Genomic DNA, 13,169 nt, shown 5'->3' on the forward strand with positions numbered 1-13,169 from the left:
GTCCGTGACCGGACGGTTTCCCTCGGCGAGACAGCGCGGCGGCGTGCGCCGGGACAACACCCCTGCCCCTCGCCATTACCGTCGCGTGCGGACCTGATCGTGCGGCATAGTATGGGGTGCCCGATCAGCCGGAGTGGCATATCGGACATACAGTTAATCCCGGGTCGACTAAGGGCAAGTCAGCGGTTTTTGGTGCCGTCGATGGGGGTTCGAATCCCTCCCCGGGAGCCCATTCCCCTTCACGGGCGCTCTCCCCGCTCCCCGCCGCCACTGCCACGCGCGCACCCGTCGACGTCGGCATGCGCCGACCCACCGGTATTCTGCGGACAGCACCCACCCCCGAAGCCGAAGGGCACACCCGTGAGCGTCACTCGCCCGGCAGCCGTCGTCGTTCTCGCAGCGGGTGAGGGCACCCGCATGAAGTCGGCGACTCCGAAGGTCCTGCACGAGCTCTGCGGCCGTTCGCTGGTCGGCCATGTCGTGAGCGCCGCGCGAGCACTGGATCCGGAGCAGCTGGTCGTGGTCGTCGGACACGCGCGGGAGAAGGTCACCGCGCATCTGTCGCAGCTGGACCCCGGCATCCGTACCGCCGTACAGCACGAGCAGAACGGCACCGGGCACGCCGTCCGGATGGCACTGGAGGAGCTGGGCGAGGACGGCCCCGCCGGGACGGTCCTGGTGACCTGCGGCGACACCCCGCTGCTGACCGGCCGGACGCTGCAGCAGCTGGCGGACACCCACGCCGCGGACGGCAACGCCGTCACCGTACTGACCGCCGAGGTCCCGGACGCGACGGGCTACGGCCGGATCGTCCGCGAGAGCGGCGGCGGCGCGGTCACCGCGATCGTGGAACACAAGGACGCGAGCGAGGAGCAGCGCGCCATCCGGGAGATCAACTCGGGGGTGTTCGCATTCGACGGCCGACTGCTGGCGCAGGCGCTCGGCAAGGTCCGCACCGACAACAGCCAGGGTGAGGAGTACCTCACAGACGTGCTCGGCATCCTGCGGGAGGCCGGTCACCGGGTGGGCGCCGCCGTGGCGGGCGATCACCGCGAGATCGCGGGCATCAACAACCGCGTACAGCTGGCCGAGGCCCGCCGGATGCTCAACGGCCGACTGGTGGAGGACGCCATGCTGGCGGGCGTCACGGTCATCGACCCTGCCACCACATGGCTGGACGTGGGCGTGACCTACGAGCCGGACGCCCTGGTCCACCCGGGCACCCAGCTGCTGGGCAGCACACATCTGGGTGCGGACAGCGAGGTCGGGCCGAACACGCGGCTGGCGGACACCCGGGTGGGCGCGGGCGCCACGGTCAGCAACACCGTCGCGCAGGGCGCGGAGATCGGCGAGGGCGCCTCGGTCGGGCCGTACACCTATCTGCGTCCGGGCACCCGGCTGGGCCGCAAGGTGAAGGCCGGCAGCTACGTGGAGATGAAGAACGCCGAGATCGGCGAGGGCACCAAGGTGCCGCACCTCTCCTATGTGGGTGACGCGGTGATCGGCGAGCACAGCAACATCGGCGCGGCGAGCGTCTTCGTGAACTACGACGGTGAGAGCAAACACACCACCACGGTCGGATCGCACTGCCGCATGGGTGCGGACAACATGTATGTGGCTCCTGTCACGGTCGGGGACGGTGCCTACAGCGCCGCCGGGTCCGTGATCACCAAGGATGTGCCGCCCGGCTCGCTGGCCGTGGCGCGCGGCCAGCAGCGCAACATCGAGGGCTGGGTGGCCCGGAAACGACCGGGCAGCGCCTCCGCGCTGGCAGCCCAGGCAGCCGACGAGGCGCAGACGGCCGCCACGCAGGATGCGGCCCGAGCAGCCTCGCGAGCACCGTCCGAGAGCCCCTCGGAGGCGGCTGAAACCACCCGTTCCACCGAGGACGCGAACGGGCAGGTTCCCGCCGAAGAGGGTTAAGACCGGGTATCCGGTTGTATGACGCTGGGCGTACGGTTATGGGGAGCCTGACAGGCCATGCGGCCGAAAACCGACGCCGCCCCCGTTGACCGATGCGGCCCCGCCAACCGACGCCGCCCCCCGCTGAGCCGCCGTGCGGCGCACCACACAGGGAGACAACAGCAGTGACCGGGATCAAGACGACCGGCGAGAAGAAACTCATGCTCTTCTCCGGCCGCGCCCACCCCGAACTCGCCGAAGAGGTCGCCAAGCAGCTCGGTATCGGCGTGGTCCCGACCAAGGCTTTCGACTTCGCGAACGGTGAGATCTACGTCCGCTTCCAGGAGTCGGCGCGCGGCGCCGACTGCTTCTTGATGCAGAGCCACACCGCGCCCATCAACAAGTGGGTCATGGAACAGCTCATCATGATCGACGCGCTGAAGCGGGCGTCGGCACGGAGCATCACCGTGATCGTCCCGTTCTACGGCTACGCCCGGCAGGACAAGAAGCACCGCGGGCGCGAGCCGATCTCGGCGCGGCTGATGGCCGACATGTTCCAGTGCGCGGGTGCGGACCGCATCCTCACCGTCGACCTGCACACCGACCAGATCCAGGGCTTCTTCGACGGCCCGGTCGACCACCTGTTCGCGCTGCCCCTGCTGGCGGACTACGTGGCGGCCAAGACCGACCGCAACAAGCTCACCGTCGTCTCCCCCGACGCCGGCCGGGTCCGGGTTGCCGACCGCTGGGCCGACCGGCTCGGCGCCCCGCTGGCCATCGTCCACAAGCGCCGTGACCCGGACGTGGCCAACCAGGTGACCGTGCACGAGGTCGTCGGCGATGTGAAGGGCCGGGTCTGCGTCCTGGTCGACGACATGATCGACACCGGCGGCACCATCTGCGCCGCGGCCGACGCGCTGTTCGCGAACGGCGCCGAGGACGTCATCGTCACGGCCACACACGGCGTGCTCTCCGGCCCGGCCGCCGACCGGCTGAAGAATTCCAAGGTCAGCGAGTTCGTCTTCACCAACACCCTGCCCACCCCCGGCGAGCTGGAGCTCGACAAGATCACGGTGCTGTCGATGGCACCGACGATCGCCCGCGCGGTGCGCGAGGTGTTCGAGGACGGCTCGGTGACCAGCCTCTTCGACGAGCAGGCCTAGGCCCCGCGGGGCATGGCGGGACGCCCCCCGGGCATGGCGGGACGCCCCCCGGGCCACGGTGGGCGGGCCACCGGCAGGGCTGGACGCACACCGGCAAGGCGGGCGGGCCGCCTGGGCGGGCCGCCCGAGGCAAGGCGCGCGCCCGCTCGCGGGTGAGCCCGCTCCCCCGATGATCGATTTCCGACCGGCCTCCCTCGCCGCGTAGACTCTGCGAGTCGCTCGGCGAGGGAGGCCGGTCTTCGACGTCTGAGATCCGACGTCCGGACCGGATGCTCCGTTATCGACGCGCGCTCTTCGTAGCAGGTCCGTCGGGACCGAGTGGCACCGCAGACACCCGTACCACCGTCACTCACGAGGAGCGCAGCATGGCTGACGTCAACATCAGCGCGACCATCCGCAACGAGTTCGGCAAGGGCTCGGCCCGCCGTCTCCGCCGCGAGGAGAAGGTCCCCGCCGTCATCTACGGCCACGGTGCCGACCCCGTTCACGTGGCTCTGCCCAGCTACGACATGATGATGGCGCTCAAGACCCCGAACGTCCTGATCCACCTGGACGTCGAGGGCAAGAAGGAACTCGTCATCCCCAAGGCCGTCCAGCGCGAGGCCATCCGCGGCTTCCTGGTCCACATCGACCTGCTGACCGTCAAGCGCGGCGAGAAGGTCGAGGTCGAGGTCCCGATCCACATCGAGGGCGAACTGGCCCCGGGCCAGAACCTGATCGAGCACGTCTACAACTCGCTGCCGGTCGAGGCCGAGGCCACCCACATCCCCGAGTCGGTGACCGTCTCCGTCGAGGGCCTGAACGTCGGCGACCAGATCCTCGCCAAGGACATCGCCCTGCCGCCCAACACCTCGCTCGCCATCGAGGGTGACGAGACCGTCATCCAGGTCCTGGCCGCCCAGGCCGAGGAGCCCGCGGCCGAGGGTGCGGAGGCCGCCGAGGGCGAGGCCCCGGCCGCCCAGAGCGCCGAGTAGGACCCCGCGCCGCTGCGCAGAGCAGGGGCCCGCGCGCCTCTGCTCGGGGCGCAACCCCGTGGTCCGCGAGCGCCGGACGGGACTGCCGACACCGGCACCGCCCGGCGCCCGCGGAACGGGAACCAGGAGGGGACCGGCGCGCAGCCGGGCACGATCTGACGACCGGAGGACCACGTATGTCGGCCACCACCCCGTGGCTCATCGCCGGACTCGGCAACCCGGGCCCCGACTACGCCGGCAACCGCCACAACGTGGGCTTCATGGTCGCCGATCTGCTCGCCGGCCGCATGGGCAGCAAGTTCAAGTCGCACAAGGCGGCCCGCGCCCAGGTGGTCGAGGGCCGCATCGGGATCCCGGGCACCACCAGCACCCGAGTGGTGCTCGCCAAACCGATGTCGTACATGAACGTCTCCGGCGGCCCCGTCAAGGCACTGCTGGACTTCTACGGCATCGGCGCCGACCGCCTCGTCGTCGTCCACGACGAACTCGACCTCGACTACGGCACCCTCCGCCTCAAGCTCGGCGGCGGCGACAACGGCCACAACGGACTCAAGTCCCTCACCAAGGTTTTGGGCCGCGACTACTACCGCGTCCGCTTCGGCGTCGGCCGGCCCCCCGGCCGGATGCAGGTCGCCGACTACGTCCTCAAGGACTTCTCCGCCGCGGAACGAAAAGAACTCGACTACTTCGTCGACCGCACCGCCGACGCGTGCGAGTCGCTGATCGCCGACGGCCTGGAACGCGCCCAGAGCACGTACAACAGCTGACGCGCCGCCTTGCGGCCCGCGGGTCAGTCGCGGTTGATGGCCTGGATCTCCTTGACGGTGACGGCCACCTCGTCGACCGACTCCCCGTCCGGCATCTCATGGCGCGGCGTTCCGTCCGGGCTGTCGCCCTCGGCCCAGGAGACACGCCAGGTCAGATACGCCTTGAGCGTGTGGGCCGCCCCCTTCGCCGTGACGCGCCGATACGTGATGTTGCAGTCGGCGTCCTCGGTGTCCACCGCGTAGCCCCCACCGTCGCTCTCGGCCAGGTCGTACGTGCACGACGCCGGATCCGCGTCGTCCGTCCCCGCCACCAGCCGCAGCGTCGCGGGTTCGGCCACCGTGGTGGCCGCCAGATCCAGCCCCGCCTCCTGGATGGCGGCGGTCACCCATACCCGGCCCAACTTCTTGGCGAAGCGGGCATGGGTGGCGAGATTCACCACCTGCTGCTTCGGCTTCGGCGAGAGGGCCAACGGCGGCGCGGGCAGCGTCGTCTTCTTGTAAGCGAGCCCGGCGAGGATTTCGGGGTCGAGCACGGGCGCGTCGGTGGGCGCCGGGTCGTCGGGCCCGACGAAGACGAAGCCGTCCTGATCGAGACACTTCTGAGGAGTGCCGCCAGTGCTGCTGGTGTCGTACCGCATGATGTACCACTGGCCTTTGTCCCCGATATGCATATCGGGGTACTTTGCCCGCACCCCACCCTCCCGGCTTGCCCCCTCCCCGTGCCGTACATCAACGGTGGTGGCGTACGCGGAGAACTCCTCCGGCGAGTACCGGGGCTCGTACCAGCACGCCGGCGGCTCCCACTGCCCTCCCCGGGCAGGCGCCATGGGAGTCCCCCCGGACGTCGGCACATTATGGAGGGAGAACTCGACCCGGGAAGTGATGTCGTTGGGTTTGTTGTTTTGCGGAGGTGGGGAGGGTTCGGTGGTGCCGCCCCAGCCACCGCCGTTCCCGGCTAATGCGGGGGACGCCGACGATAAGAGTATCGCCGCGGCAGCCAGACCCGACGCGGCGGTTCTCCTGTTCACCGTGAACATTTCTCGTCACCACTTTTCCCTGCCATCGAAATAACCACCCATGTATCACCGCGCTTCTCCATGATGGCCTCCCCGCTGACGAAATCGTTGATGCTCGGCTTGGTACGAATCACCTTTCCCGTCTTCACCGTCTTGGCGAAAGCATCGCGTTGGCTTTCACAGAAGGTGACGGAAGCAGAGCTCTTCCCCAGGGTGACCTTGCGGTCGTAGTAGCGGTACGTGCCCGTTCCCACTTTTCCGTCCGCACGGTATTGCTTGACACGCGACTGGACTTGCTGCCCCGCGGCGTCTTGATAGTAACGGTGAACTACCGGCACATCCGGCTTACCCGTCGAGTACGCCAACGCCATGGCCTTGACCGCGTACGAGTGATCCCGCAGAACCTTGGCCTTTTTCGGATCACTCGTCGCCTCGTCCTCGAAGACGACACGAACACCCTTGGGAAGATCTAAGTTCGGCGCGTCCATATTTTTCGACCCGCTCGGACTCGAACTCGGTGACGCCGAGGCCGACTCTTCGCTGTCCTTCGCCCCCTCGATGTCACCCTTCCCGGACTCGTCACCGCTCCCGCAGGCACTGAGCAGCACCAGGCCTGATACCACTGCCGTCGCCATCGCCGCACGTATGAATGAGCTCACCGGCTACCTTCCCCTCTCCTGATGCTGACCGGCCCCTCGGGCAGTTCATCGGCACCCTTGCATTTGTAAACGTCCTGCGCGAGGGTGCGGGCTGCGTAACCGGCCAATTCTGCGAGTTTCGCCATGCCGGCCGCATCGGCGTCACGCGCCATGCTCGCACCTACATTCAAGAACAAGGTGTCGTCGGGACTTTCAGCAGTAGGACATGGGATGCCGAAGTGGACCGTCCCGTTGAGATCGTCGTACGTTCCGTGAGCAGGACCAAATTCCGCAACAAAATCGTTTTCTTTTTCCAGCTCGGCGAGGGGGTCGTTCGGGAAACCCGAATAGTCGACCCGGAAGCTGACACTTCTCCCCTTGGTACTCAGCTCGCAGACCGGGACGTCAGACATTTTTCGACTTCCCGGGAATTTTCGAACGACATTCGCTTTCATTTCCCCTTTCCCTCCCCTGAGAAGCGGCTCCAATTTCTTACCGAAAAAAGTGCCGCCACATACTCGTTCGGGCACGGCCAGCACTTCTTCGCTGCTGGGGCGGAACCACCATACAGTTGCGGTAAGAACAGCTACGGCCAACGCCGCGCACAGCACGAGCGTCCGTTTCCCCATCAGGGCCCTCCAACCTTCTTCCACCTCCTTCATTTTTCCGGGAAATCATCGGCCACCGCATTCGCAACGTCGGTAGCTGCCCAGTCCAAGGCTTCACCTTTCACACCCGCACGCTCCCCAGCGATTTTCGCGATCTCCTCCATCGCCTTCGCTTCCCGCATCCTTTCAGTAGCAAGGAAATCCCTGCGCCCTTCCTGCACTTGTCGAACTACTTCCTCGGGGTCTTTTCGGTACTGATCGAAAACTGCCTCTTGGACCACACCCGCAACTTGCCCCGCGGCTTCGCCGCCGTAGGTGAGGCGACCCAAGCCCATGTCCACAATCGCCCCGACCAACTCTTGTTTCTTGTCCAACGATTCGTTGTACCGTTCGACGGCTCCGACTCTGTCCTGAGCCTTTTCGATACCCTCGGCTCGCCCTTCGGCTGCCGCAGCCGCAACCTTCGCGCCCGGCTCCGCGCCCTTGACCGCTGCGTCCGAAAGACTGTTGTCTCCAGGCGGATCATGCATCGCGTTACGCAGGATCTCTGCCGAGACCGCGTGAGAGGCGTGCGTAATGGAGGCGTATCCGTCCGGATCCTGGGAGGCCGCCCGCAGGAAGCGTCCGAGTTCGTCGCCTTTCAGGTTTCCGACCTCTGCTATCTTCCCCTGCTCGGCAATAAGGCCATCCGGAACGTGGACGATGCCGCGCTGCACATCGCGCATGTAGTCGGCAGCCATATTCCCCATGTGCGGCTGGAGTGGCTCCAACTCTCCTCCGTGCTCCACCAATGAAGAGTTTTCCGCTCCGCCCAGCCGCGACACCACTCGACGGAACAAGTCCGCCTGCTCCTGCTTATGCTTCAGCGGTGGACCCTCATCGCCCGGCGGGCGTCCCGTCGTTGCTGCCTCAATTGCGCTGCCCAGGGCGTCCTTCCCGAGCTTTGACTCGTCGTCGTCTCCGTCGTGCGGCCAGTCGCGAGGGTCGATCGGCTCTTCCCGGCTCTTGTCGCCGAAGAAGTAGTCGAAGTTGGACAGTTCCTCGGGGCCGTGCTTGTCGCCGCCGGTGTAGCCGTTGAAGAACTCGGTCGCCGCGTCCGGGGTGTGGCTCAGCCCTTTCATCAGGCCGGTCATCGGGTCGAAGCCTGTGCCGCCCTTGGGGTCGAGGTTCAGGACTCCGTCCCGTCGGGCGTTGTGGGGGTTGGGCCAGCCGGCGGAGCCGTGCTCGTTCTTGCGTTCGGTCTCGACCATGTCCTCGCCGACCACGTTCAAAAAGCCCTCGTCGTACTTGCCGTGCCGCAGCATGTTGCCCAGCACCTGATAGCCGAGGACTTTCTGCTGGGGCATGGCGTTCTTGCCTCGCTCGTTGCTCTGCGGATCGTGGAGGAAGATCGGCTCCTTGCCGACCTTCTTCAACTCCTCCGTCCACGCGTTGCCGAGGTGGGTGACGTTTCCGTCCTTGCCGCCACCGGGATGGGTGGCCAGCGCGAGGCCGCGGTCCAGTGAGTTCTGGATGGTTCGGGAGAGTTCGCGGCGGGTGTCGCCGCCGTCCGTGGAGGCGTCGATGCCTAATTGACCGTGCAGGCGCAGCGCCTTCTCCGGCCCCAGTTCGCGGTAGAAGCGGGTGGCGAACTCGGCGTCCTTCGCGTTGTACTTGGTCAGATCGCGGAGACGCTGCAGGTCCGGCGTGCTGAGTTCCTTGCCGTGTGCGGCCAGTTCCAGTTCTTTTTTGGCGAGGCCGGCCGCCTCCTTGGCCTGGGCGTCGTCCAGGGACTTGTACGTGGCGTGGCCGGCGTCGTGCTTGTCCTTGCCGTGGCTCTTGCCGATGTACCGCGCGGCGGTGGCGTCGATCTCGCGGGCTTTGCCGATCAGGAAGTTCAACCGGGTCTCGATGGCGTCCCTGGCATCCCGCTCCTCGGCGGTGCGCTTCTTGCCGGTGCCGCCGATGTAGTAGCCGCTGGCCGTCGTCGCGTCGTCCGTTCCGTACCGGAACTCGCAGGAGACGGTGCCGTTTCCGTTGTCCGTGACGTGGATGTCGAGTTTGCGGGCCTTCTCCTTCTCGGCCTCCACGTCCTTGGATGGCGACCAGGTCCTCGTGCGCGCCGTCCATCAGTTTCCAGATGCTTTCGGCCTCGCGCCGCAGGTCCTCGACCTCTTCCGCGATCTTCCGCACGAAGGGGCGTACCGCGTCCGCGTTGGCTCCGGCCCATCTCGCTTGCCGGGCCTTGGCGTTCATGTCGCCCTCGGCCTCGGAAGCCCGCGTCTTGAGTTCGCTTTGGATCTGCTTCCAGTCCGCCGCTGCCGTGCCGAAGCTGGATAAGTCCACCGACAGCAGGTCGGTGTAGGTGATCTGGGACTCCTTCATGCCCCGCCGTTCCCCCCTCGGTATGGCGATGGCTCAGTGCAGCAGTCTGGAGATCTGTGACGGCGTGAGCTCTGTTCCGTCCTTACCCAGAATCTGGGCACCGATCTTCCGGTCCTCTTCTCCGTGGTAGTCCTTGGAGAAGTCCAGGTGGTTGGAGATGTGGGCGCACCCTTGAAGCACTGTGTTCACCTGCGAGGTCCAGAACTTCGCGGTGCGGGCCAGTTCCTCGCCCAGCAGGAACGAGTGCGCCTTCAGTTGCGTGGCCGCGCGTCCGGTCGCCCCGGAACCGGTGCCGTCCTCGCCCCCGCCGAGGTCGGCCGACTTCCGCAGTTTGCGCCAAAGGTTGTAGGCGGCATGCCCCACGCGTCCGAGGTCGTCTCGTTGGACGACCAGCCATCCGGACCCGTCGAGACGACTACCGCCTCCCGGCCCGGTGTCCGGCGTGGTGGCCTGGTTGAGGCGCATGGCAGTCGATTCCGTGCCGCCTGAGCCGCTTTTGAGGTCGTTCCACTCCTGCTCGAAGGACATCCAGCAACCGCTCCGTCCGATCCCGGCTCTCTTCCACAGTGTGTGTCTCTGTGCCTCTGTGTGTCTTTACTGTCACGTAGCGGCACGCGCAGTGACTGTAGTGCACATGTGACGTACTGGGGAGAGGATTCGAGGGCTCCGGGTGAGGGGTCCGGCACAGCCGCGAGGGATTACTTCCCCCGGCTCGCCCGCAGCATTTCCTCGATGGCCGTGAGGCGGTCCGCGAGGCGGTCGATGTCGGCTCGGGTCGCTTGCTGCGCCTCGGCGCCGGGGACGACGAGCAGCCTGCCGTCCGGCTCCAGGCTGCCGTGCTCGACGGTCTCGACGGTGCCGCCGGTCTGGAGCCGTACCGCTTCCTCGACCTCGCCGGTGCGCAGTCCGAGGCGCCGCATCGCGCGGCGGACGATCCGGCCGTCCTCGATGACGGTGGTCGGCTTGCCCTCCAGCAGCCGGGCGCTGTGCCCCTCGACCGCCAGCAGCCTGTTGACGAGCGCGTTGACGCCCACCAGGGTGGCGGCGCCCACCACGCCGCCGAGCAGGCTGTAGTCCTCGCCGATGACGGCGTTCTGCACCACGTTGGACAGCAGGAAGATCACGACGAAGTCGAACGTGTTCATCGACGCCAGTCCGCGCTTTCCGGCAAGCCGGAACAGTACGACGATGACGGTGTACACCACGACGGTGCGCAGGATCTTCTCGACGACCGGGATCTCGATGGTCATCATGTCGTGCCACATGCCCACTGGCCTCCCTCTCGGTTCCGGCTCACAGCCCCAACAGTGGTGTTGCGGTTACCCGGAACGCGCCCCAACGCGCGGAGAGGGAACGAAATGCCACCGCCCCGCCTCTTCCGGGAGGCGGGGCGGCCGAGGGGTCACACGAGTTCGCGCGTACCGGAGCCGGCGCCGGGTACCGAAGGCGCTGAGCTGCCCAGGCTTCGTCGGAGCCGCGGCGGCAGCCACCAGGCGCGCTCACCCAGCAGGGACATCACGGCCGGCAACAGCACCCCGCGCACGATGGTCGCGTCGATGAGGATGGCCGAGGCCATGCCGAGGCCCAGCATCTTGTACTCGATGGCGGAGAGGGTGAGGAAGACCGAGAAGACGCCGATCATGATGAGTGCCGCACTGCTGACGACTCCGGCGCTGGCGCTGATACCGCCCACGACCGCCGCACGCGGTTCCGCGCCTCCGAGCCACCGTTCCCTGATCCGGCTGAGGATGAAGATGTGGTAGTCCATGCTCAGGCCGAACAGGATGATGAACATGAACAGCGGGAGCCAGCTGACCACGCCGCCGTAGGAGTTGAACCCCAGAAGTGATTCCAGGTTGCCGTCCTGGAAGATCCAGGCCAGCACCCCGTACGCGGCGCCGATGGACAGCAGGTTGAGCAGGATCGACGCCAGCGGAATGGTCAACGACCGGAACACCACCATGAGCAGAAGGAACGCGAGCCCGAGGATGAAGGCGATGACGACCGGGGTCCGGCTGTTCACCCGCTCCGCGAAGTCGTGCGGCATGGCCGTCTTGCCCCCGACCGCGTACTCGGCGCCCTCCACCTCACCGAGGGCGGCGGGAAGCGCCTGGTCGCGCAGGATCCCCAGGGCGCGGTCGGCGGCGGGATCGGTGACGGCGCCCGCGAGCGGCACCCGCACCATCATCGTGTCACCGACCGGTACGGCCGTGATCGGTTCCCGCAGCGCACCGCCGCTGTCGGCGGCCTGCTCGTGCAGCTCGTCGATCGCCTCCCGCAACTGAGGGGTGTGGACCGGCGCGCCGTCCGAACGGGCGATGACCACCCGGGCAGCGGTGGCCGCCCCGGGAAACTGTTCCTGCATGTCGGTCGCCGCGTCCACCGCCGCCGAGACACCCGGCGGCAGGCTGGCTGTGACCGCTGCGTCCTGCAGCCGGATTCCGAGCGCGGGCAGCGTCATGACCAGTAGCGCCAGTGCTGCCGACGCTCCGGTCAGCAGCGGCCGCCGCACGACCGCGCCCGCCACCCGCCCCCACAGGTGCGACTCCTGTGCCGCGATCCTGCGCCTGCCCAGCCAGGGGATGCGGGCCTTGTCGACCCGGTCGCCGAGTGCGGCGAGCAGGGCGGGCAGCGCCGTTACGGATCCGAGCACGGCCAGTCCGACGACCAGGACGGTTCCGAGGGTTAGCCCCTTGAAGACATCGACACCGGTGAACAGCAGCCCGGTCATGCAGAGCATCACTGTCAGGCCGGAGGCCACGACGGTATGGCCCGACGTGCGTGCCGTGATGCGCAGCGCCTCGCGGATGTCGTGTCCGGCCGCCCGTTCCTCGCGCAACCTGCGCAGTGAGAACAGCGAGTAGTCGATGCCCACCGCCATGCCGATGAGCAGCACGATGGAGGAGGCGGCGCTGTTGAACGGCACCCAGTGCCCGGCCAGTTGCAGCAGCCCGAACGCCGCCGCGACAGCCGTCGCCGACAGAAGCAGGGGTATCCCCGCGGCGACCAGTGAGCCGAAGACGGCCAGCAGCACCAGGATCGTGAGCGGCAGTGAGGTCGTCTCCGCACGCGTGAAGTCGTCCTTGATCCCCTCGTTGACCGCCTCCGAAAGGCTGCGGTCCCCCGCCTGGTCGAGGGTGACGCCCGGGTGGTGCTCCCGCACCCGCTCCACGGCCTTCACCGCCGCCGCGTAGTGCTTCTCGTACCGGACGTCCGGCCCGGCCACTTCAAAGGTCACCAGGCCGGAACTGCCGTCCTTGGATATCCAGCGGCGGCCCTGCGGCTGAAGCGGGGAGCCGATCTCGCGTACCGCGCCCGGCGCCCGGCGCAGCTCGGCCACCAGCTCCTTGGTGGCCGCCCGCAGTTCGGGGTCGGCCGCGAAATCGCGGCTCCCGCCGCGCGTCCTTATCAGCACGTTCTCCCGGATGGAGCCGCCGCTGCCCTGTGCGTCCACCAATTGCTGGGCGCGGCCGGCCTCGCCGGGGTCGACCGCGCGGGCCGTCTCGCCGGACATCGGCATACTGGACAGTACGGCGATGACGACCAGTGCCAGCCAGCCGCCGATCGCCAGGGCGCGGTGCCGCGTGGACCAGACCGCCACGGCCTCGGTCACGCCCCCGCGAGGCGAGGCCCCTCCGGGTGGGCCGTGGCCCGACTTGCTTCTGGGCAGCATGAGCTGCTCTCCTCTTTCTCGGTGGAGTGTTCCTGCGCAAACTCGCCCATGGCGAGGTGGTTCG

The 13,169-nt window shown here is 67.6% G+C and carries 11 protein-coding genes and 1 tRNA gene; 5 read left to right on the forward strand and 7 right to left on the reverse strand.

Translation table 11 applies throughout. The features are described 5' to 3' along the window. The first annotated feature begins 157 nt into the window (after positions 1–157). The 5 genes from KBY19_RS02025 to pth all read left to right on the forward strand — a co-directional run bounded on the left by KBY19_RS02025 (position 158) and on the right by pth (position 4,806). Positions 158–228, forward strand: a tRNA-Gln gene (locus KBY19_RS02025). Between the two features lie 132 nt (positions 229–360). Next, a complete protein-coding gene (glmU, locus tag KBY19_RS02030) occupies positions 361–1,923 on the forward strand; it encodes a bifunctional UDP-N-acetylglucosamine diphosphorylase/glucosamine-1-phosphate N-acetyltransferase GlmU (RefSeq protein ID WP_210964992.1) in 1,563 nt (520 codons plus the stop codon). A gap of 164 nt (positions 1,924–2,087) precedes the next feature. Further along, the gene (locus tag KBY19_RS02035) at positions 2,088–3,065 is read left to right on the forward strand and encodes a ribose-phosphate diphosphokinase (protein ID WP_099881731.1); all 978 of its coding nucleotides are present in this window, start codon (positions 2,088–2,090) and stop codon (positions 3,063–3,065) included. 365 nt (positions 3,066–3,430) lie between these two features. Further along, positions 3,431–4,039 (forward strand): 50S ribosomal protein L25/general stress protein Ctc, encoded by a 609-nt coding sequence (locus KBY19_RS02040; protein WP_185017111.1) that lies wholly within the window; start codon positions 3,431–3,433, stop codon positions 4,037–4,039. Positions 4,040–4,215: 176 nt separating this feature from the next. Further along, positions 4,216–4,806, forward strand: a complete 591-nt coding sequence (gene pth / locus KBY19_RS02045) for an aminoacyl-tRNA hydrolase (protein WP_099881735.1) — start codon at positions 4,216–4,218, stop codon at positions 4,804–4,806. Between the two features lie 23 nt (positions 4,807–4,829). On the opposite strand, the gene KBY19_RS36125 is transcribed toward pth, so the two are convergent. From KBY19_RS36125 to KBY19_RS02080, 7 genes are all read right to left on the reverse strand, one after another. Continuing rightward, positions 4,830–5,477 (reverse strand): hypothetical protein, encoded by a 648-nt coding sequence (locus tag KBY19_RS36125; protein ID WP_185017113.1) that lies wholly within the window; start codon positions 5,475–5,477, stop codon positions 4,830–4,832. A gap of 353 nt (positions 5,478–5,830) precedes the next feature. After that, positions 5,831–6,457: a hypothetical protein gene (locus KBY19_RS02055; RefSeq protein WP_210964996.1), complete on the reverse strand. Its 627-nt coding sequence runs from the start codon at positions 6,455–6,457 to the stop codon at positions 5,831–5,833. A 20-nt stretch (positions 6,458–6,477) separates the two neighbouring features. Further along, entirely contained in the window at positions 6,478–7,122 is a 645-nt protein-coding gene (locus KBY19_RS02060; protein WP_210964998.1) for a hypothetical protein, read from the reverse strand. Beyond that, positions 7,119–9,137, reverse strand: a complete 2,019-nt coding sequence (locus tag KBY19_RS02065; protein WP_210965000.1) for a hypothetical protein — start codon at positions 9,135–9,137, stop codon at positions 7,119–7,121. The genes KBY19_RS02060 and KBY19_RS02065 overlap by 4 nt, the downstream gene beginning before the upstream one ends. A gap of 328 nt (positions 9,138–9,465) precedes the next feature. Further along, positions 9,466–9,960 carry a hypothetical protein gene (locus tag KBY19_RS02070; protein ID WP_099881741.1) on the reverse strand — a complete coding sequence of 165 codons (495 nt, stop codon included), beginning with the start codon at positions 9,958–9,960 and terminating at the stop codon, positions 9,466–9,468. A 170-nt stretch (positions 9,961–10,130) separates the two neighbouring features. Then, positions 10,131–10,697: a DUF421 domain-containing protein gene (locus KBY19_RS02075; RefSeq protein ID WP_210965002.1), complete on the reverse strand. Its 567-nt coding sequence runs from the start codon at positions 10,695–10,697 to the stop codon at positions 10,131–10,133. A gap of 137 nt (positions 10,698–10,834) precedes the next feature. Then, complete coding sequence (locus KBY19_RS02080; protein ID WP_185017119.1) at positions 10,835–13,105, reverse strand: MMPL family transporter; 2,271 nt, start codon at positions 13,103–13,105, stop codon at positions 10,835–10,837. Positions 13,106–13,169 lie beyond the last annotated feature (64 nt).

Source organism: Streptomyces sp. B15, assembly GCF_018070605.1.
GTDB lineage: Bacteria > Actinomycetota > Actinomycetes > Streptomycetales > Streptomycetaceae > Streptomyces > Streptomyces smyrnaeus.

Bases quoted from the DNA above. Each gene is read 5' to 3' on its own strand.
- KBY19_RS02040 (WP_185017111.1), top strand. From the start codon at position 3,431: ATGGCTGACGTCAACATCAGCGCGACCATCCGCAACGAGTTCGGCAAG.
- pth (WP_099881735.1), top strand. From the start codon at position 4,216: ATGTCGGCCACCACCCCGTGGCTCATCGCCGGACTCGGCAACCCGGGC.
- KBY19_RS36125 (WP_185017113.1), bottom strand. From the start codon at position 5,477: ATGCATATCGGGGACAAAGGCCAGTGGTACATCATGCGGTACGACACC.
- KBY19_RS02055 (WP_210964996.1), bottom strand. From the start codon at position 6,457: ATGGCGACGGCAGTGGTATCAGGCCTGGTGCTGCTCAGTGCCTGCGGG.
- KBY19_RS02060 (WP_210964998.1), bottom strand. From the start codon at position 7,122: ATGAAGGAGGTGGAAGAAGGTTGGAGGGCCCTGATGGGGAAACGGACG.
- KBY19_RS02070 (WP_099881741.1), bottom strand. From the start codon at position 9,960: ATGTCCTTCGAGCAGGAGTGGAACGACCTCAAAAGCGGCTCAGGCGGC.
- KBY19_RS02075 (WP_210965002.1), bottom strand. From the start codon at position 10,697: ATGTGGCACGACATGATGACCATCGAGATCCCGGTCGTCGAGAAGATC.
- KBY19_RS02080 (WP_185017119.1), bottom strand. From the start codon at position 13,105: ATGCTGCCCAGAAGCAAGTCGGGCCACGGCCCACCCGGAGGGGCCTCG.